Origin of the sequence: Panacagrimonas perspica (assembly GCF_004364935.1) — a bacterium.
Lineage (GTDB): Bacteria > Pseudomonadota > Gammaproteobacteria > Nevskiales > Nevskiaceae > Panacagrimonas > Panacagrimonas perspica.
Window position 1 is genome coordinate 2,200,550 of sequence record NZ_SOBT01000008.1, and the last position, 18,407, is coordinate 2,218,956.

Annotated in this window: 16 protein-coding genes; 9 read left to right on the forward strand and 7 right to left on the reverse strand. The window is 64.7% G+C overall.

The features are described 5' to 3' along the window. Positions 1-44 precede the first annotated feature (44 nt). Entirely contained in the window at positions 45-785 is a 741-nt protein-coding gene (locus DFR24_RS09950; protein ID WP_133881104.1) for an ATP-binding cassette domain-containing protein, read from the forward strand. Beyond that, positions 778-2,241, forward strand: a complete 1,464-nt coding sequence (locus tag DFR24_RS09955) for an ABC transporter permease/substrate-binding protein (protein ID WP_133881105.1) — start codon at positions 778-780, stop codon at positions 2,239-2,241. Before DFR24_RS09950 ends, DFR24_RS09955 begins: the two co-directional genes overlap by 8 nt. A 118-nt stretch (positions 2,242-2,359) precedes the next feature. Here DFR24_RS09955 and DFR24_RS09960 read toward each other — a convergent pair whose 3' ends face one another. Next, positions 2,360-3,238 (reverse strand): SDR family NAD(P)-dependent oxidoreductase, encoded by an 879-nt coding sequence (locus tag DFR24_RS09960; RefSeq protein ID WP_133881106.1) that lies wholly within the window; start codon positions 3,236-3,238, stop codon positions 2,360-2,362. 253 nt (positions 3,239-3,491) lie between these two features. Between DFR24_RS09960 and DFR24_RS09965 the strand changes: the two genes are divergently transcribed. The 3 genes from DFR24_RS09965 (at position 3,492) to DFR24_RS09975 (ending at position 8,235) form a co-directional block, all read left to right on the forward strand. Beyond that, positions 3,492-4,265, forward strand: a complete 774-nt coding sequence (locus tag DFR24_RS09965) for a class I SAM-dependent methyltransferase (protein ID WP_133881107.1) — start codon at positions 3,492-3,494, stop codon at positions 4,263-4,265. A 199-nt stretch (positions 4,266-4,464) separates the two neighbouring features. Next, positions 4,465-5,160 (forward strand): flavin reductase family protein, encoded by a 696-nt coding sequence (locus tag DFR24_RS09970; RefSeq protein WP_133881108.1) that lies wholly within the window; start codon positions 4,465-4,467, stop codon positions 5,158-5,160. A gap of 186 nt (positions 5,161-5,346) precedes the next feature. Beyond that, positions 5,347-8,235: a response regulator gene (locus tag DFR24_RS09975; protein WP_162851131.1), complete on the forward strand. Its 2,889-nt coding sequence runs from the start codon at positions 5,347-5,349 to the stop codon at positions 8,233-8,235. 10 nt (positions 8,236-8,245) lie between these two features. On the opposite strand, the gene DFR24_RS09980 is transcribed toward DFR24_RS09975, so the two are convergent. From DFR24_RS09980 to DFR24_RS09990, 3 genes are all read right to left on the reverse strand, one after another. Then, a complete protein-coding gene (locus DFR24_RS09980) occupies positions 8,246-8,635 on the reverse strand; it encodes a group II truncated hemoglobin (protein WP_133881110.1) in 390 nt (129 codons plus the stop codon). Positions 8,636-8,829: 194 nt separating this feature from the next. Beyond that, the gene (locus DFR24_RS09985) at positions 8,830-9,441 is read right to left on the reverse strand and encodes a histidine phosphatase family protein (protein WP_133881111.1); all 612 of its coding nucleotides are present in this window, start codon (positions 9,439-9,441) and stop codon (positions 8,830-8,832) included. Continuing rightward, positions 9,438-10,010 (reverse strand): DUF2946 family protein, encoded by a 573-nt coding sequence (locus DFR24_RS09990; RefSeq protein ID WP_133881112.1) that lies wholly within the window; start codon positions 10,008-10,010, stop codon positions 9,438-9,440. The genes DFR24_RS09985 and DFR24_RS09990 overlap by 4 nt, the downstream gene beginning before the upstream one ends. A gap of 391 nt (positions 10,011-10,401) precedes the next feature. On the opposite strand from DFR24_RS09990, the gene DFR24_RS09995 reads away from it, so the two are divergent. The 4 genes from DFR24_RS09995 (at position 10,402) to DFR24_RS10010 (ending at position 15,736) form a co-directional block, all read left to right on the forward strand. Further along, positions 10,402-12,816, forward strand: a complete 2,415-nt coding sequence (locus DFR24_RS09995) for a TonB-dependent receptor (RefSeq protein WP_133881113.1) — start codon at positions 10,402-10,404, stop codon at positions 12,814-12,816. 21 nt (positions 12,817-12,837) lie between these two features. Then, positions 12,838-13,503, forward strand: coding sequence for a response regulator transcription factor (locus tag DFR24_RS10000; RefSeq protein WP_133881114.1), 666 nt, complete (start codon positions 12,838-12,840; stop codon positions 13,501-13,503). Between the two features lie 58 nt (positions 13,504-13,561). After that, a complete protein-coding gene (locus tag DFR24_RS10005; RefSeq protein ID WP_162851132.1) occupies positions 13,562-14,869 on the forward strand; it encodes a sensor histidine kinase in 1,308 nt (435 codons plus the stop codon). Between the two features lie 585 nt (positions 14,870-15,454). Then, a complete protein-coding gene (locus DFR24_RS10010) occupies positions 15,455-15,736 on the forward strand; it encodes an EF-hand domain-containing protein (RefSeq protein ID WP_168710386.1) in 282 nt (93 codons plus the stop codon). 116 nt (positions 15,737-15,852) lie between these two features. On the opposite strand, the gene DFR24_RS25325 is transcribed toward DFR24_RS10010, so the two are convergent. The 3 genes from DFR24_RS25325 to DFR24_RS10025 form a co-directional block, all read right to left on the reverse strand. Then, positions 15,853-16,329: an ASCH domain-containing protein gene (locus DFR24_RS25325; protein WP_133881117.1), complete on the reverse strand. Its 477-nt coding sequence runs from the start codon at positions 16,327-16,329 to the stop codon at positions 15,853-15,855. A 191-nt stretch (positions 16,330-16,520) separates the two neighbouring features. Beyond that, the gene (locus DFR24_RS10020) at positions 16,521-17,147 is read right to left on the reverse strand and encodes a tyrosine-type recombinase/integrase (protein ID WP_133881118.1); all 627 of its coding nucleotides are present in this window, start codon (positions 17,145-17,147) and stop codon (positions 16,521-16,523) included. A 250-nt stretch (positions 17,148-17,397) separates the two neighbouring features. After that, a complete protein-coding gene (locus DFR24_RS10025; RefSeq protein ID WP_162851133.1) occupies positions 17,398-18,216 on the reverse strand; it encodes a helix-turn-helix domain-containing protein in 819 nt (272 codons plus the stop codon). Positions 18,217-18,407 lie beyond the last annotated feature (191 nt).

Consider the following 18,407-nt stretch of genomic DNA (forward strand, 5'->3'; position numbering starts at 1 on the left):
TGCGGACGGCTCGCCATCCCTGCGCCTGGCGCAACGGCGTCCGGATGATCGCGTTCGAAAACGTCACGTACGACTACCCGGGCGTGACCGCGCTGCGTGACGTCACGCTGTCGCTGGATCACGCAACGACCACCGCGCTCATCGGCCCCAGCGGCTGCGGCAAATCCACGTTGATCAAGATTGCCGTGGGCCTGCTGATTCCCTCCCGGGGCCAGGTCCGCATCGGGGAGCAGGCTCTCGAATCCGCCCATCTCGCTGCGCTGCGGCATCGCATCGGCTACGTCATCCAGTCCGGCGGCCTCTTTCCCCACCTGACGGCGCGGGAGAACGTGACGCTGTGCGCGCGACATCTTCGGCGCCCGGCGCCCTGGATCGCCGAGCGCTTCCAGGCACTCGCCGAGCTGGTGCGGCTGCCCGGCGATCTGCTGGACCGCTACCCCGGCCAGCTCTCCGGCGGCCAGCGCCAGCGGGTGAGCGTGATGCGCGCGCTGATGCTCGACCCGGACGTGCTGTTGCTGGACGAGCCGCTGGGCGCGCTCGATCCGATGGTGCGTCACGAACTGCAGCAGGACCTGCGCGCGCTGTTCGATCGGCTGCGCAAGACGGTGGTGCTGGTCACCCACGATCTGGCCGAGGCGGCCTTCTTCTCCGACAGCATCGTGCTGATGCGCGAGGGACGCATCGTGCAGCGGGGAACCCATGCCGACCTGCAGCGGGCGCCTGCGGATGCATTCGTCCGCGCGTTTCTTGCCGCACAGCAGCCGCTGCCACCGCTTCATGACTAGGATCGCGCGCCTCGTTGTCCTGATGCTCGCGTTGAGTTGCGCGAACGCGAACGCCGGTCCGGTCGTCATCGGATCCAAGGCGTTCACCGAGTCCGTGATCCTGGGCGAGCTGGCCACGCAGATGCTTCGAAACGGCGGCATCGAGGCCCGGCACCAGCGGGAGCTCGGCGGCACGGCCGTGCTCTGGAGCAGCCTGCGCCGCGGAGACCTCAGCTGCTACGCCGAGTACACCGGAACGCTGCGTGCCGAGATCTACGCGCGCGAGGCGGCCGGCACGGACGCCCAACTGGCGGCACTGCTGCAGCGCGACGCCATCTGGGCATCGCCACCCATCGGCTTCAACGACACCTATGTGCTGGGCATGCGCAAGGCAGCGGCGCAGAAGCTGTCGGTGATGCGCATGTCGGATCTGGTTTCGCATCCGGGGCTGCGCCTGGCTTTCAGCAACGAGTTTCTCGATCGCGCCGACGGCTGGCCGGGACTTCGTGCGGCCTACGGACTGCCGCAGGCCGACGTACGCGGCATGGACCACGATCTGGCCTATCGCGCGCTCGCCGCAGGATCGATCGACGTCACGGATCTGTATTCGACCGACGCGGAAATCGCGTACTACGACCTGGTCACGCTGCAGGACGACCGGCATTACTTCCCGGCTTACGATGCGTTGTTCCTGTGCCGCGCCGATGTGGCGCCGGACGTGCGCAAGGTCTTCGAGCAACTCGCCGGCACGATCGACGCCCCCACGATGGCGCGGCTCAACGCCCAGGCCAAGCTCGATCACGTCCCCGAAGCCAAGGTGGCCCAGGCCTTCATCCGCGACGCCCTGGGCGTCGAGTCGCGCATCGCGAAGGACTCTCGATCGGCGCGGCTGCTGCGGCGCACGCTCGAGCACCTGTCCATGGTGGGGCTGTCGCTGCTCGCGGCGGTGCCCTTCGCCGTCGCGCTGGGCGTGCTGGCGTTTCGCCGTCCCCGGCTGAGCCGGCCGATCTTCGCGGTAGCGGACGTGCTGCAGACCATCCCGGCGCTCGCGCTGCTGGTATTCCTCATCCCGTGGCTCGGGATCGGATACGCGCCGGCCGTCACGGCGCTGTTCGTCTACAGCCTGCTGCCGATCCTGCGCAACACGCACGCCGGCCTTGCCGACATCCCGCAGGACCTGCGCGACTCGGCAGACGCGTTGGGTCTTTCGAGCAGGGCCAGGCTGCGCTTCATCGAGATGCCGTTGGCAGCGCGCTCCATTCTCGCCGGCATCAAGACGGCAGCCGTCATCAACGTCGGCACCGCCACGCTGGGCGCATTGATCGGCGCGGGGGGATACGGGCAATCGATCCTCACCGGCATCCGTCTGGACGACCACGCGCTGATTCTCGAAGGCGCGGTGCCAGCCGCGCTGCTCGCGCTCGCCGTGCAATGGGCGTTCGGCATGCTCGAACGACGATGGGTCCGGGTGCACTGAGGCGGCTGCTCCAGCCGCCGGTGGTCTGTCCGTCGCGGCGCAGCGTCAGCAGCGTCAGCAGCGGCCGCCGCTTCACGGCCGTCTGCGCGCGTCCGTCAGCGGACGTATCGGCAGGCCGTCACTTCCGGATCTCGTCCCTGCCCAGCTTGCGGCGAATCAGCGACCGCTCGCCGGTACTGCCGCGATTGACGCCCACCACGCCCTTGGCGAGCGTGTTGCCCGGCGCGCTCGCCAGCTGCGCGCCTGCCGCCGTGAGCCCGCCATCGACCGCGATGTCGGTACCCGTCATGAACCGTGATCCGTCGCTGCACAGGAAAGCGATGACATCCGCCAGGTCACGCGGCTCGCCGCGATCGGGCCACGGCTGGAGGGCCGACAGGTCCGGCCCGGCGCCGCCACCGAGCGCCAACGGCGTGCGGATGAAGCCGGGGCACACCGCGTCGACGCGAATCCGGTGGGCCGCCAGTTCCAGCGAGACACTGCGCGTGAAGTTGATCACCGCCGCCTTGGCGCTCGAATAGGCGACCGGCCCGCCGCCGCCGTAGAGCCCGGCAACGGAGCCGACGTTGACGATCGCCCCACCTTCCCCACGCGCGATCATGGCGCGGGCGCCGTGCTTGACGCCCAGATACACGCCGCGCACCAGCACGTGGAACGTGTAATCCCAATCGTCGACGTCGATCTCCGTGATCGGTCCGAAAGCGCCGCCCAGACCTGCGTTGTTCACCAGCTTGTCCAGCCGGCCGAACGTATCGACGGCGCGCGTCACGGCAGCGGCGATGTCCGCCTCTTCGGCGACGTTGGTGCGCACGAAGATCAGCCGGCCCTCGCGGCTCGGTCCGGAGAGTTCGGACAGCAGGCGTTCGCCGTTCTCTGCATTCAGGTCTGCGGCCACCACCGCATCGCCGTCTTCCAGCATGCGCTCGACGGTGGCGCGCCCGATGCCGCTCGCACCGCCCGTCACCAGTGCGACCTTGCCGCTGTACGAATGAGGCATCGCCTGTTCTCCCGATGGGTACGGAGCGCCCCTCAACGAGCGCAGGCCGCGATGGTCGCGCGTTCTTCGGCCGACCGCGACCGGTGGTGATTCCTGGCCATCGTGCAGATCGGGGCCCGAAGGCGGACCACCGCAGTTCCGGAACAGCGGCGTTGAACGCCATCCGGCCAGACCGAGGAACTCGTCGAGCGATCAGAACTCGAACCCTGCACGACGATCGTCGTGCTTCGATTCGAACCATCCGAGGTTCCGCATGCCGGGTATCCACGACTCCGCAGAACAGGGCTACGCGCTCGGCGCCGCCACCTACCAGCAGGGCCGGCCGGATTATCCCGCCGCGATCGTCGACTGGCTGCGCTCGAGCCTCGGGCTGATCGCCGGCCGCACGGTGTGCGACCTGGGCGCGGGTACCGGAAAATTCCTGCCGTTCCTGGCCGCAACGGGTGCCGACATCATCGCCGTGGAACCCGTTCGCGAGATGCGGGAAAAGCTTCAGGCCGCTCACCCGGGCGCAGTCGCGCTCGAAGGATCGGCCGAAGCGATTCCGCTCGGCGACGCGTCGGTGGACGCGGTGATCTGCGCGCAGGCCTTCCACTGGTTCGCCAACGCCACCGCGCTCGGCGAGATCCATCGGGTGCTGCGGCCGGGCGGCCGGCTCGGACTGGTCTGGAACGTCCGCGACGAGAGCCTCGACTGGGTCGCCGCGCTGTCGAAGATCATCGATCGACACCAAGGCGATGCGCCGCGCTTCGTGAGTGGCGCCTGGCGACGGCCCTTCGGGACGACGACGATGTTTTCGCCGTTGCGCGAGCAGCGCTTTGCGTACCGGCATGTCGGGCCGCCGCACCGGGTGATCGTCGATCGCTCGCTGTCGGTAAGTTTCATTGCGGCGCTGCCGCCGAGCGAACGATCCCGGGTCGAGCGGCAGGTGGGCGCGCTGATCGCGTCGACACCGGCCCTGGCGGGCAAGGACGAGGTCGCGTTCCCCTACGTCACGATGGCGTATTCGGGCGTTCGCCTGGGCTGATCCGGGGCGTCGCCGTGATCGGCATGCCCGCACGGCCGGGCATCGCCGCCCGTGTTTTTCAGCGCCCGACGGCGCGTGCCGGAGCAGCACGCGTCTGGCGCAATCCTTCCCTCGGAATACGGCAGCAAGAACCGGAGTGAGCGGCCCGGCTCGCGATCGCAGACTGGTCGCACCTTCACCACCGCGAACGTTTTTTGCCATGACCGCATCCAACATCAAGACCATCAGTGTCGAACCGGCGATCCTCTACTGGGGCACGCCCGTCGTCCTGATCAGCACGACCAACGAAGACGGCACCTCGAACATTGCGCCAATGTCCTCGGCGTTCTGGCTCGGGTGGCGCTGCATCCTGGGGCTGGACGCCAGCTCGAAGAACACCGAGAACCTGATGCGAACCGGCGAGTGCGTGCTCAACCTGCCCTCACCGGCCCAGGTCGAGCATGTCGATCGGCTGGCGCGTCGGACCGGAAGCGATCCCGTCCCCGCTGCGAAGGTGATGCGCAACTACACCCACGAAAAGAACAAGTGGGAAATCTCGGGCCTCACGCAGGCGCCAAGCGAGACGGTCAAGCCGCCTCGCGCACTGGAATGCCCGGTCCAGATGGAAGCGGTGCTGTCGGCCACGAACGGATTCATGGCGGACGATCCCATGTGGAAGGTCGGGATCAAGGTGTTCGAGGTCCGCATCCAGCGCGTGCACGTGCACCCCGAATTGCTGATGCAGGGCACGAACGACCGCATCGACCCCGACAAGTGGGGGCCCCTGATCATGAAGTTCCAGAAGTTCTACAGCTGCACGACCGAGCAGGTTCATTCGTCCCGCCTGGGCGAGATTCCGGAGGCGACCTACCTGAGCCCCGACGTCGGGCGGGCACGCGCGGCGGCCAAGGCCTAGCGCGCTGCCGCCCACTGCGCGGCCGGAGCGATGCCGGCCGCGCACAGCGGCGCCTGTTCATGATCTGCGCGACGGCGAATCCTATCGGGCGCCGCAACCTGCAACGGAGCGTCAGGTTGCAATCGGGCCGCGCTGTGTGAACCTATGGCGCAGGGCCAGTGCTCCGCCGGTGAGGCGAACAGTCGATTGTCGAACGCAGACATCACCACCTGGGAACGGATCCTCCAGACCGAGACATCACCGGTCTGCGCCTTCGATCTGGAGTATCGCCTCACCGCGTTCAACCAGGCGCACAGCGACGGCTTCTTCGGCATCTACGCCTATCGCGTGAAGGTCGGCGACGTGTTCCCCGACCTGTTCCGCGCGGAGGACCAGGCCAGGGTGATGCGCGGGTTCATGACCCGTGCGCTGGCGGGCGAGCGCTTCGACGTGGTCCAGGACTTCGGCGACCCCGACCTGTCCAAGCCCTTCTGGCAGATCTCGTACACGCCGCTGCGCGACGCCGCCGGCAAGATCGTCGGTGCCTTTCACCGTGCGCAGGACATCAGCGCGCGGCTGCGCACCGAAGCCGAACTGGCCGCGGCGCGGCAGGTCATCGAGCAGACCAACGCAGTCGACCGCAAGCTGCGGCGCGCGCTTCGGGATCTGGACGACCAGCTGCGCGACGTGGCGGATCCGACGGCGATCGCGCGGGTGGCCGGGAAAGCCGTCGGAATCGCGCTCGAGGTCGGGTCCGCCAGCTTCGGCACGATGCGGGACGACGGCGAGACGCTGGAGGTCGCAGACGACTGGACGGCAGCAGGTGCGCCCAGCCTCGTGGGCGCGCACTGGCTGCCGCATTACGGAACGCCGCTGGACGTGCTGCGACGCGGCGACGACGTGGTCTTCGACGACGTCGACGCAACCGGGCTGCACTCGCTCAATGCGGCGGCCTGCCGGGCAGTCGGGGCGCGATCCGGGGTGAATGTCCCGGTCATGGAGGCCGGTCGCTTCGTCGCCATGTTCTTCGTGGTGGCCCCGCTGCCGCGAAGCTGGTCGCGACTGGAGCTGGATTTCATCCGCAATGTCGCCGAACGCACTCGCGCGCATGTGGAACGGCGCCGCGCCGAGTCGGCGTTGCGCGAAGCCAACGCCTCGCTCGAGCGGCGCATCGAGCAGGCGCTGGCCGAACGCGAATCGCGCTTCCGGTTCCTGGCCGAGGCACTGCCGATCGGCATCCTGGCCGCGACGCCGGACAGTCGATTCGATTTCGCGAACACCTGGATCCAGCAGGAGCTGGGCTTCCGGCTCGACGACATCCAGATGGCGAGCTGGTCGCAGATCCTGCACCCGGACGACATGGAAATGGTGCATCAACGCTGGGCCGAGATGGCGTCGGGCGGCCCGCCTGCGCAGATGGAGTACCGCCAGCGCTCGCGTGACGGCGAGTACCGCTGGTATCAGACCCGCGCGGTGCTGATGAAGGATGCGCAGCAGCGCCCGGTGCGCATCTTTGCCGGCGTGATGGATATCGAGGAGCTGATCCGCGCCCGGCAAACGGCGGAAGAGGCGACGCGGGCCAAGAGCAGTTTCCTGTCGACGATGAGCCACGAGATCCGCACGCCGATGAATGCGGTGATCGGCATGACGAGCCTGCTGCAGGACACGCCGCTGAGTGCGGAACAGCACGACTTCGTCAGGACCATCCGCAGCAGTGGCGATCACCTGCTGGCATTGATCAACGACATTCTGGATTTCTCCCGGATCGAATCCGGGACGATGACCTTGGAGCGACAACCCTTCAGCCTGCGCGAGTCCCTGGAGACGGCGATGGACCTGGTCGCGCCGCGCGCCTCGTCCAAGCACCTGGAACTGCTGCTGCAGGTGGAATACGGCGTACCCAAACGCGTCGTCGGCGACGTTGGACGCCTGCGCCAGGTGCTGATCAATCTGCTGGCGAACGCCATCAAGTTCACCGAGTCCGGAGAGGTGGCGCTGAGCGTCCGGGCCGATCCCCGCAGCGACGGCCATCACGACCTGCAGTTCTCGGTACGCGACACCGGCATCGGCATCGCGCCGCACCACATGGAGCGCCTCTTCAGCGCGTTCTCGCAGGCCGACGCCTCGATCGCGCGCCGCTACGGCGGCAGCGGCCTGGGCCTGGCGATCTGCCGCCGTCTGGTGAGCATGATGGACGGTCGCATCTGGGCCGAGAGCGAGGCCGGTTGCGGCAGCCAGTTTCATTTCACGGTGCGGCTCGGTGTCGATGCGCAGGCGGACCCTGCGCCCGATCCCGCTCCGACCGGCCTGGCGGGCCGCCGGATCCTGGTGGTGGACGACAACGCCAGCCATCGCGCGATCATCGAGGGCTTCCTCGGCCGCTGGGGCGTCGAAGCCGTGCTGTCCCCCTCGCCGCGCGACGCGCTGAACCGGTTATGGCGAGGCGAGTCGTTCGATCTTGCGCTGCTCGACTACTACATGCCCGAGATCGACGGCGCGCAGCTCGCCGCGTCGATCCATGCCTTGACCGCGTACCGGACGCTTCCGCTGATCCTGTTGAGTTCGATGGCGCCTGGCGACGCCTTGGGCGAGTTCGTGACGCGACTGACCAAGCCGGTCAAACCGTCCCAGCTGTTCGAGGCGATCAGCGATGTGCTCCATCACGCGCAACGGCAGCCGCGCAGCGGTACCGTCACCAGCGAGCTGCCCGGACATCGGCGTCCGCTGAAGCTGCTGGTGGCTGAAGACAACACGACCAACCAGAAGGTCGTGGGCTTGCTGCTTCGCAAGCTGGGCTACGAGGCCGACTTCGTCGCGGATGGCCAGGAGGCGCTGCTGGCGGTCGAGCGTCGTCCCTACGATGCGGTGCTGATGGACGTCCAGATGCCACAGATGGATGGCCTGCAAGCAACCCGCGAGATTCGGCGGCGATGGGGCGATGCACATCGGCCTCGGATCGTGGGCCTGACTGCGAATGCGATGACGGAGGATCGGCTGATGTGCCTCGACGCCGGCATGGATGATTTCCTCAGCAAGCCGGTGACATTGGACAAGCTGGACGAGGCGCTGAGGCGCTGCGAGCCGAGGCTCGAATAAGCGCAGACCGTCAGGCAGGCGCCACGTTTCGCATCCAGTCCGCGGTGGGCTGGAGTGCGGTCAGCAGGTGATCCCGCAGCGCGGGATCGAGCCCCACATCCGACATCGCGCCGGCCATGCACGCAAGCCACTGGTCCCGCTCGGACTCGCCGATGGCGAACGGAAGATGCCTCGCCCGCAGTCGCGGATGACCGAAGCGGCTGACGAAGTGGTCCGGTCCACCGGTCCATCCGCACAAGAACCAGAACAGCTTGTCGCGGGAGCCCGCGAGCGAGGGCGGATGAAGTGCGCGAATGACGCGATACGCCGCGTCAGCTTCCATGCGGTCGTAGAAAGCATCCACGAGCCGGCGCAGTCCCTCTTCGCCCTCGAGCGCCTCGAACATCGATTGGCTGGTCATCCGACGACTATAAGGCGCGGCCCCCCGACCGTCTTCCCGGCGGCGACTTCAGCAGCCCGTTCACGAACTGCCGCTCCCCGGAAAACCCCACCCCATCCTGTTGACGCCGGAGATCGGCGGAGTGCGAGGCAGGCACATCCGCACCTCGCCGCATCACGTTGGCCCGATGACACGACGCGTGTTGCGGGGGGCGCTCAGACTGCCGCGCCGCCGCTGTCCACATCGTCCTGCAGATGCTGGATGCAGTGCAGGCGCTGGATCTTCCACGGCGGCGCAGCTTCGATCCAGGTCAGCGCCGTGTTGTGCCACCGCTCAGGCGCCACCGCGCCCGCGCCCAGGCACAGGTGACGTTCGATCAGCGCATGGCAAACCAGACCGTGGGTGACGACCAGCAGGCTGCCCGGTACGCGTGCAGCCAGCTGCGTCACGCGCGTCCACGCTCGCCCGACGCGCTCGTGAAAATCCGCCACGGTCTCGCCGTTCGGCGGCGCGTAGTCGATGGCGAACGGGTCCACTCGCAGTTCGGCATACGGCGTTCCGCGCAGGTCGCCGAAGTCGCGTTCCCGCAACAACGGATCCGTCGTGAGGGGCACACCGGTGCGCGCGGCGATCGGCGCCGCGGTCTCGAGCGCGCGCGCCATGTCACTGCAAAGGATGTGCGCGATGCCGCATTCGGCGATCCGGCCCGCCAATCGCTCCGCCTGCTGCCGGCCCGTCGCGGACAGGCGCGCATCGGGGAACTGGACGACGCGCGCCGCATTCGAGTCGGTTTCGCCATGACGCACCAGCAGAATCGGCGACGTCATGGCTGCGGCTCTCGCACGAAGCCGAGCGCGGCCGGCGCATCGCGATCGTCGAGGCGTTCGACCGGCAGGCTTTGCCCGCCGATGGACAGGCGCAAGCGCGTTGCGCTGCCGCCAGGAGTTGCAAGCGCCGCGAGCAGGCAGTCCTCGACGTCGGACCCATCGTCCGCGTGCAGGTGTGCGAGCACCCCATCCAGATCGTTGGAGTCGACGCCACCCGCGCCGTGCTCGGTCGCGATCAGGAGCGACCCCTCCTCGTCGAGATACGCCGACCGCAGCTGCTCCACCGGACGGCCGTTGTGCGTCATCAGCAAATCGCCCTCGCCCCGGCGCAGCACGAACGGCATCCACTCGAGATTCATGTAACCGCGCTGCGGACCGTTCTGGAAGAACCAGCAGCCGCGCGCATCTGCCGCGTAGTTGGCGCCAATGGTTTCGACGATCTGCGGACGACTGATCGTCTCGCCGCGAATACGCCAGCGGCCGCGACGGTCGAGCGACAGCCACCCGTAAAGCGCCGGGACGTTCGGCCACTTGTCGAGCGCGCGTTCGACCCAGGATTCAAAGGGCATGTGGCGATGCTATGCCACCCGTGGGTGGGCGGGAAGGCGGGTTGTTGATGACTCGGGGCATCGACGGGCGATGGCGGCGATGTGCCAGGAGCAGCTGCACGCTAGTGACTGCTCTGCGGCACCAGATTTTTCCCACACCACGCTCAAGCTCGCTCAGCAACACGCTGGAGCAGACGCGTGAACGTCGGATTCCGATTCTTGGTGTCCCTTACCTTTGCCCTAGTTCTGGTAAGCCTTCCCCGGAAGGAATGAATCGGCTCTCGGTTGTCACCTTCATTCGGTCGCTCGTCATTTTTCTCTTCTGGCAACTCACAGGCCGGCCCGCAAGTTTCGCGACAGACTCGATTGCTAGTTTGGCTCCGATGACGACCAGCCATCCGGAGCAACTGCCATGCTGCACCATTCATCGCTGCTTGCCGCGCTCTTGTTGTTCGCATCTGCCTCCGTTTCGACGCGTGCTCAGGCGCAACAGGAGGCAGCGGGAGCCGTTCGCGGACGCATAGCAGATTCGGTGACGGGACGAGCGGTACCGACGGCCACCGTGCACTTGATGCGCAATCAGAAGATTCATGGCACCGCTGAAGCCGATACCGCCGGAAAGTTTTCGTTCGATGAAGTGCCCGAAGGCGTGTATTCGGTCGAGGTGGAAGAGCAGGGCTATGTGAAAGCTGTACAGGCCGATGTGCGGGTCGTGCTTCGCAGAGTGGCTGCCGTCGATTTCGAACTGGTGCGCGGGAGCGATGAGGCGCTTGAACAAGTGGTTGTCACAGCGCGCGGGCCAGCAGGGTCGCGAGCGACGCCGAACACCGTACAGCTGGAGCGCGAGGAGATACGACGTAATCCCGGCAGTGCAGGCGACGTATTCCGTGCGCTGGACGTTCTGCCGGGCGTCGTCGCGACGGGTGAGTTCTCCAACTTCACCGTTCGCGGAAACGGCCCGCGGGACAACCTGATCCTGATCGATGGCATCCCTTTCGATAAGGTTGCTCATTTCGATGAGTCGCTCGGGGAGGAAGAGATCAACGGCGGTGGGCGATATTCGATCTTTGCGCCGAACATCATCGGCAGCGCCAAATTTTCTCCGGGCGGCTGGCGGGCGGCCGAGGGCGGCAAGAATGGTTCCCTGCTCGAACTCGGGATCGCTGATGGCAACTTCGCGAGCTCCACGGTCGGCGCACGCTTCGACATCATCGGAGTCGAGGCGGACTATGACGGGCCGAGCTACGTCGCCGATAACACCAGCTTGCTGCTATCGGGGCGGAAGTTCGATTTCAGCAACCTGTTCAAAGCGATCGGTGAAGATGACATCGGCACGCCGCGCATGACTGATTTCATCGCGAAGTCCGTCACCGATCTGGATGACAACAACAGTCTCGAGCTGCTGGCGATTTACGCGGGCGAGGATTTCAAGCGCACGGTCGAGAATGCGCTCGCGTCCGATAACTTCGAGGACGTGGATATCGGCGAATCGGAGCAGGACAGCACATTGCTCGGCGCGAGGTGGCGGTGGTATCTCGGTGAGGACGCACAGTTGCGCAACACGGTCTATTACCGAAACAGCGACAAGACCAGCACGGAGGGCGAGGCATATCCGGACCTCGCGGGCCCAGACCCGACACCTGCGACGACGCCGATCCGCGAGAACATTCTGCGCATCAAGGAAGTTGAAAAAGAGATCGGCTGGCGCAGCGACTTCAGCACGGTGCTCGGCTCGGATGGAATCTTCTCTGCTGGCACGCATGTCGCTCGCGTTGATCTCGACTTCGACCGTCGTCTCTCCGGAGACTGGACGCGGTATGTATACGATCAGTCGGACTTTCGCGCCGATCCGACACAACGATACATCGTGCTGACGCCCGAGGAATTCGACTCGACGTTGAGCGCAGCGGAGACGCGTATTGCCGCGTATGCCGACTACGCCTGGACCATCGGCGATTTCACGTGGACACCCGGAATGCGTTACGAGCACGATGGGTTCGCCGGAAAGTCTGTTGTCGCTCCGCGCCTGCTTTTGAGCTGGCAGCCCGATGCGATCACCCGTGTCTGGACCGGAGGTGGCGTGTATTACCAAGCACCGCGTTATCTCGACATTGCGGCCGATCCTTCCAATCTCGATCTGAAGAGCGAGCGCTCCACGCAGTATCTACTGGGCTTCTCCCGGCACCTGCGCGAGGATCTCCGTTTTTCGGCCGAAGGCTATTATCAGGATCTCGACGACCTGATCGTGTTCGACGATCGGACCACGGACACGGCAAGGAATATCGGCGAAGGCTACGCGACGGGCGTGGACCTGATGCTTGCCAAACGCATGAGCCGAGACTGGAGCGCTTCGGCGACCTACTCCTACTCGCGCGCCCGCCGCGACGACAAGCTTGGCGAAGGCGAATTTGCGTCAGATTGGGACCGGCCGCATGCGTTCGGTATCGTTGGAGCTTGGCAGCCCACCGATCGATGGACATTGTCGGCAAAATGGAAATACGCTTCCGGACGGCCCACTGATGCGTTCATCGTGCACAGCGACGTGTTGGGAGGCGCGGGGCCCGTGCGTTACTCGAAAGAATTGACGCGCACGAACACCGAACGTCTGCCCGCTTATCATTCACTGAGCATGCGGGCGGACTACCAGCGCCGCTTCGGCCCGCTGAGCCTGGTTGCCTATCTCGACGTCCTGAACGTCTACGGTCGCAAGAACGGCAACGCTTATGAGTGGGATGAACGTCGCGGCGTCAACATCATCGAAGGACTTGACGAGCTGCTGCCCACCATCGGACTCAGGCTCGAATACTCCTGGACGCCAGGCACTTGAGCTGACTACCGAGATCGCTCATTGAGATTGCTCATCATCGAAGATAACCAGCGCCTCTGCCAGGCCGTCGCGGAGAGCCTGCGCTCCCAGGGATTCGCGGTCGATACAGCGGCCACGGCGGCAGAGGGACTGCAGATCTGGCGAGCGGCCGACTACGATGTCGTCGTTCTCGATCTCATGCTCCCGGACGGCAGCGGTCTGCGCGCGCTGCAGGAAATGCGTGGCCAAGGCAGCAAGACACCCGTGCTTATCCTCACCGCGCTAGGTGCGATCGAGGATCGCGTGCGCGGCCTGGATTGCGGCGCGGACGACTATCTCGTCAAGCCGTTCGCGATGCAGGAACTCATCGCTCGGCTGCGTGCGCTGTTGCGTCGTCCGGGCGCAGCATTGGGTCGCACGCTGACGCTCGGTAACGTGAGGCTCAATACATCCGCACGCATCGCCACCGTCGCCGAGACGCAGCTCGATCTGACACGTTCTGAGTTGATTGTGCTTGAAACGCTGCTGCGCAATCAGGGACGTGTCATCTCGAAGGATCGGCTTGGCGAATGCCTGTACGATTTTCAGCAGGAGCGCAGCACGAATTCGGTGGAGACGCACGTGCACAGGTTGCGCAAGAAGCTTGCGTCCGCGGGCGCTGATGTGTCGCTCCGGACTTTGCGCGGTCTTGGCTATCTTGCCTCCTGATCGCGACTCGATGCGCGCCCCGTCCCTACTTCGAGCACTCGTCGTTCGGCTAACCATCGTGGTCCTGCTAGCGCTGGCCGGCAGCTATCTGGTTTTGTACTTCGAATTTCGCGACGGCCTGATGGGTCTGGAAGGTCAGAGCATTGCCATCCAGGTGCAGGACCTGCGTGCGTCGATCGTGTCGGGGTCGAGCCCACCGCGGCTCGAGTTGCCACGGTCCCTGCAAGAGTTCTACGCCCAACCGGATACATTGAACGGCTACCAACTGCTGGCCGCAGATGGCACGGTGCTGGAGTCGGGCGGTTTCTCTGCGCCTGATCTGCCATTGCCGGTTGCTCAAGGCGTTGGGCAGGTCGTCATGCAGCTGGAAACGAATGCGTTGTCAGGCAACAGCGTCATGGCTGCCGCGCTCGATCTCGAAGATCGTCACGGCCGTTCCTGGTTGCGTGTGGTGCGGAATCTCAAAGATACGGAGAGCTTGGTCGCCCAGCTCATGCTCGGCGCGCTGGACGAGCTGTATCCGCCGATTGCCCTGCTGCTGATCGCCGTGGTCAGCGTCGTAGTCGTGACGGTGCTGTCATCGCTTCGCTCCTTGCGCTCCGTCTCGCATCAGGCCTCGATGTTGTCGCTGAATCGTTTGGGCGAACGGTTGCATGCCAAGAACCTCCCTCGGGAGCTCGTTCCGCTCGTTCAGGCAGTCAATGCGTCGCTCGATCGGCTCGAAGCGGACTATCGCGTGCAGAGGGAATTCACCGCCAACGCTGCGCATCAGTTCCGTACACCGCTCGCGACGTTGCGAGCACGGCTCGAGTCCCGCTTCTCGGCGCAGATACTGGGCGATGTCACGTTCGAGATCGAACAGCTCGCGCGGCTCGTCGAGCAACTGCTCTGTCTTGCGCGCCTCGATTCGCAGGAGGAGTTCCAGTTCGCCGCGTTCGACGCTTACGCCGTTGCGCTGGACGTGGCTCGGGAGCTGGCGCCGTCTGCGCTCGAGTCAGAACACTACGTGACCGCCGCGACGCCCGACGCTTCCGTGCCTGCGCACGGGAATGCAACGCTGACGCGCCTCGTCTATCGCAACCTGATCGAGAACGCGATCCAGTACACGCCCGCCGGCACGTCGATCACGCTGTCCTCTGATTCTACGGGCGTGATCATCGCCGATGATGGACCGGGAATCGCTGTGCACGCTGCTGCGTCCCTGTTCGAGCGGTTCCGCCGCGGTCCCAATGCTTCGGGCCCTGGCGCGGGCTTGGGGCTCGCCATCGCGAAGTGCATCATGGAACGGCAAGGCGGCCGCCTGTCGCTCGACGCGGGTGCTGCCCGCGGAGCACGTTTCGTGGTGGAGTTTCTCCAGCCACGCTAGATTTCACGCGCGGCCAGACGTACACGGGTCCGAGCGATCGATGGCTAATCGCAAGCCACGCAGTGGGTTGCCGTCCGGCTCGAGGGACGCTCGACCCGCGACCTCCGAGGTCACCTCTGGACTGATCGGCAACGGTCACTTCGGTGCCGAGAGGCGTTGCTCCATAACCTCCGCATTCAGGATGCATGAACGCGCTGCACTGGTGACCGCTTCGGGCCGACAGCCCCCTTTCCCTACCCGCGACGACAGCAGGTCATTGATGCCCGCGATAAGGGGCGGGAATCCTTACGCGCGACGTACTCAACTGCGGCCGTCGCTGTCACCTCTTCAACGTGGTCGACGATTTCAATTGCGAGGTCCTGCACGTGGAGGTCGCCCTGCGGGAGCAGGTGTGGCTCGATCTGGGACCAATGCAGGTACCGCACGCAGTCAACGCGGCAACGGTTGATCACATGCAGGTCGAGCTGATCAGGTGGGACGGCACGCGCTGTCCATGATCAGGCAGAAATGAACGTCCAGACTTCGCAGACGACATGGCGATCGTTTATCGTTTCAAGTCTCGGCTCTTCATCCACACTTCGTCGCATGAAACACATCGTATCGCTCGCCATATTGTCCGTCCTGTTCTTGCCGGGCTGCGTCAGCTCGGGAAAATTCAAGAATATGGACGACGATAGTAGCGGTGGGATCTCGAGGCAGGAGGCGAGTCACTCTCAAGCCCTCGCGGACCTCTTCAACAGCGCGGATGAGAACAACGACGGCGTCCTCGACGAGGAAGAATACGCACTGGTCTATCAGGTCATCTCCAAAAACCGCGCGCCGACCCAGCAGCGGCGGAAGATGATGACCGAGAAAGGAGGCCGTTGAGATTCTTGGGCGTCGACGGCTTCTCGCCTGTTTAGCGTCATCGCGCGTCGCGCGCTCGAGCTGGCCAACGCCTGAATTAAGACGCGCCGCGAAGCGGCGTCGGCTTGAATGAATTATTAGGCTGCGCCCGCAGGGAATACACGCTCAAACTCCTGAAAGACGATAGGCATGTCAGGTCGAGGCTCATAGCCAGTTCCCTTCAGCTCTTGATGGTAGTAGTCCCAGTGGGCTTTGCGCCACCAGTCAAGTGAGCCATCACCCTCACCTTCAATTCTTGCGTGAATCTCTGTGACCTCATTCAGAGGCAAGATCAGCACCCGGGTGGTGCGAACAACACATATAGCTTCACCGGCCCAGTCAGTCACTATGTTGAGATCACCACGGCTAGGCAAAGCCTCACCGCTGCTCTCGAACGACCACAGCGACGGTGACGTTGCACGCTTTATACCCGCCAAAACTAGCTGCGCACACTCGTTAGCATCTCCTTCGTTGTCGCAGAAATGCCATGCCGGAGGCGGGTCAGCACTGAGCTGAGATGGCTCAGGTTGATGAGCAACGTAGTCGTCCCATATTCGCTTTACAGATGGGTGCATAAGTAGTGTCTTAGCGGCCTAACGCCAATTGGACCGAAAAGTGCGGCACAACACGTCCATGTTAAGCGTTATGCCGCACAGCTTCGGAGCCGACGAGCGTCCGCTTCGCGACGCCTGCAAAGACCGAACGGGCGACCGCTTTGGGCTGGTCAGCGACCGTCATTGATCGCTGACCAGCTCCGCCGATCCCGTCAGACCTCCGTCTGTTCGGCCATCTCCAGCGCGTCGTCCACCTCGATTCCCAGGTACCGCACCGTGCTCTCGAGCTTGGTATGGCCTAGCAGGAGTTGAACGGCCCGAAGATTCTTTGTCCAGCGGTAGATCAGGGTCGGCTTTGTGCGACGCATCGTGTGAGTGCCGTATGCGGCTGGGTCGAGGCCTATTCGTTCAACCCACGAGCCAACCATCCGCGCGTACTGCCGAGTCGAGAGATGAGGCGAGTCGTGCTGCCGACTCGGAAAGAGGTAGTCGGCGGCACCCAGCCCGGCTTTTCTGATCCACGATGAGACGATCTCGCGAGTTCCCTCCGTGATCTCGAACTGGACCGGCCGATGCGTCTTCTGCTGCATCACGATCGCCCGCGCAGACACTCGATCACCGTGACAGACATCGTTCACCCGAAGCTTGACCAAGTCACACCCACGAAGCTTGCTGTCGATTGCCAGGTTGAAGATGGCCAGCTCGCGGATCCGCTTGGCGAGTTGCAGGCGCACCCGAATCGCCCATATCTCCTTCAGCCTTAGCGGCGACTTCTGACCGACTAGCTTTCCCTTGTTCCAAAGACCGTGAGTCTTTGCTGCGTTAGACGTGCTCTCCATGACGATCTCCAGCGACGATGGAGAAGGCAGTCTGCTCCTGTGCTGGTCGCCCGATCGTGGACGCCGCCAGCGCGGACGGTCGCTGTTGTGCCAGATGTGGTCGCGTATCAGTGATCGCGATCGGGCGGCCTGAAGTACTGGCTATCTAGGATCCAATGGCAGGGATGCCTGCTACTACGAAGCGAATCATGTCGTCATCTAGAGCAGTGAAGTCTGCCAACCTCATCTCGCTTGCTGGCGACACATCCTCTCAATTCGGGCGCGAATTTCCCATCGTTCGGGCCGGCCTGACCGATCGCCTGAATGCGGCGGGGGTTACCCCCACGGCACGGCGGAACATGTCCGTGAAGTGTGACTGACTGGAGAACCCACACGCGAACGCGATGTTGACCATCGGCACACCATGCAAGAGCTTTTCCGTCGCTCGGGCGATGCGTCGCCCGAGCAGGTACTTATGCGGTGACGTTCCCGTCGACGCACGGAACGCGCGCGTGAACTGCGACCGGCTCATGTCGCAGATCTTCGCGAGTTCATCCAGCGTCGTGCCCTCGGCAACACGGCTCTCGATATGTTCGTAGACCTTGGCCAGCATGGCGGCCGGCAGCTTCCCGGCGCGAATCCTGTCGAAGTGGCTCTCCGAGTGATGCTGGAGCAGATGCATCGCGATGGCATCTGCCATCGCGTCGGCGTACAGCGGGCCGCGCTGCGTCGGGTTGTGCAATTCGTGAACCAGCAGCGACGCTGACTCCGCAATGAAGGGATCGCGCAGCGCGAACTCGAATCGAATGTCCCGCATCAGGTCCTCGCACGGCGTGTCGTCGACGAGCGCCTGAAACCGTTCGGGGGGAAGGTGCAAGGTGCAGGAATGAACCTCGCCGAACACATCCCAGACGATGGGCGTCGCCGGCGGCACGATGGTGACGAGGCCAGGCTGCGACCATCCCTCGACTGAACGTCCATCCTTGACGACACCCAGGCGGTTACCGCCGGTCTGGATGCCGAGGACCACCTCCCGAAACGGAGCGTAGCTGCAACGTTCGGCCGAGCCACGCCAGATCAGCAGTCGCAAGTTGGACCACCCGGCCGATTCGCTGGACAGAATCGGCTGGAAACCGAGTGCCTGCTGCAGTGCAGCGGGCCCATCTTCGAGCGCTGGCGCAGTGCCACGACGATTTGGGGGCATCGCGGTTTCTCCGTTTCCCGTCCGTTCTCCTCGCCTCGACGATAACCCGGCGGGTCATGTAGCGGGAGCTTCGCTCC

Excerpts from the sequence above, each read along its gene's own strand:
- DFR24_RS10010 (WP_168710386.1), top strand. The coding sequence starts at position 15,455 with ATGAAACACATCGTATCGCTCGCCATATTGTCCGTCCTGTTCTTGCCG.
- DFR24_RS09965 (WP_133881107.1), top strand. The coding sequence starts at position 3,492 with ATGCCGGGTATCCACGACTCCGCAGAACAGGGCTACGCGCTCGGCGCC.
- DFR24_RS10020 (WP_133881118.1), bottom strand. The coding sequence starts at position 17,147 with ATGGAGAGCACGTCTAACGCAGCAAAGACTCACGGTCTTTGGAACAAG.
- DFR24_RS25325 (WP_133881117.1), bottom strand. The coding sequence starts at position 16,329 with ATGCACCCATCTGTAAAGCGAATATGGGACGACTACGTTGCTCATCAA.
- DFR24_RS09960 (WP_133881106.1), bottom strand. The coding sequence starts at position 3,238 with ATGCCTCATTCGTACAGCGGCAAGGTCGCACTGGTGACGGGCGGTGCG.
- DFR24_RS09995 (WP_133881113.1), top strand. The coding sequence starts at position 10,402 with ATGCTGCACCATTCATCGCTGCTTGCCGCGCTCTTGTTGTTCGCATCT.
- DFR24_RS09970 (WP_133881108.1), top strand. The coding sequence starts at position 4,465 with ATGACCGCATCCAACATCAAGACCATCAGTGTCGAACCGGCGATCCTC.
- DFR24_RS09990 (WP_133881112.1), bottom strand. The coding sequence starts at position 10,010 with ATGCCCTTTGAATCCTGGGTCGAACGCGCGCTCGACAAGTGGCCGAAC.
- DFR24_RS09955 (WP_133881105.1), top strand. The coding sequence starts at position 778 with ATGACTAGGATCGCGCGCCTCGTTGTCCTGATGCTCGCGTTGAGTTGC.
- DFR24_RS09950 (WP_133881104.1), top strand. The coding sequence starts at position 45 with ATGATCGCGTTCGAAAACGTCACGTACGACTACCCGGGCGTGACCGCG.
- DFR24_RS09985 (WP_133881111.1), bottom strand. The coding sequence starts at position 9,441 with ATGACGTCGCCGATTCTGCTGGTGCGTCATGGCGAAACCGACTCGAAT.
- DFR24_RS09980 (WP_133881110.1), bottom strand. The coding sequence starts at position 8,635 with ATGACCAGCCAATCGATGTTCGAGGCGCTCGAGGGCGAAGAGGGACTG.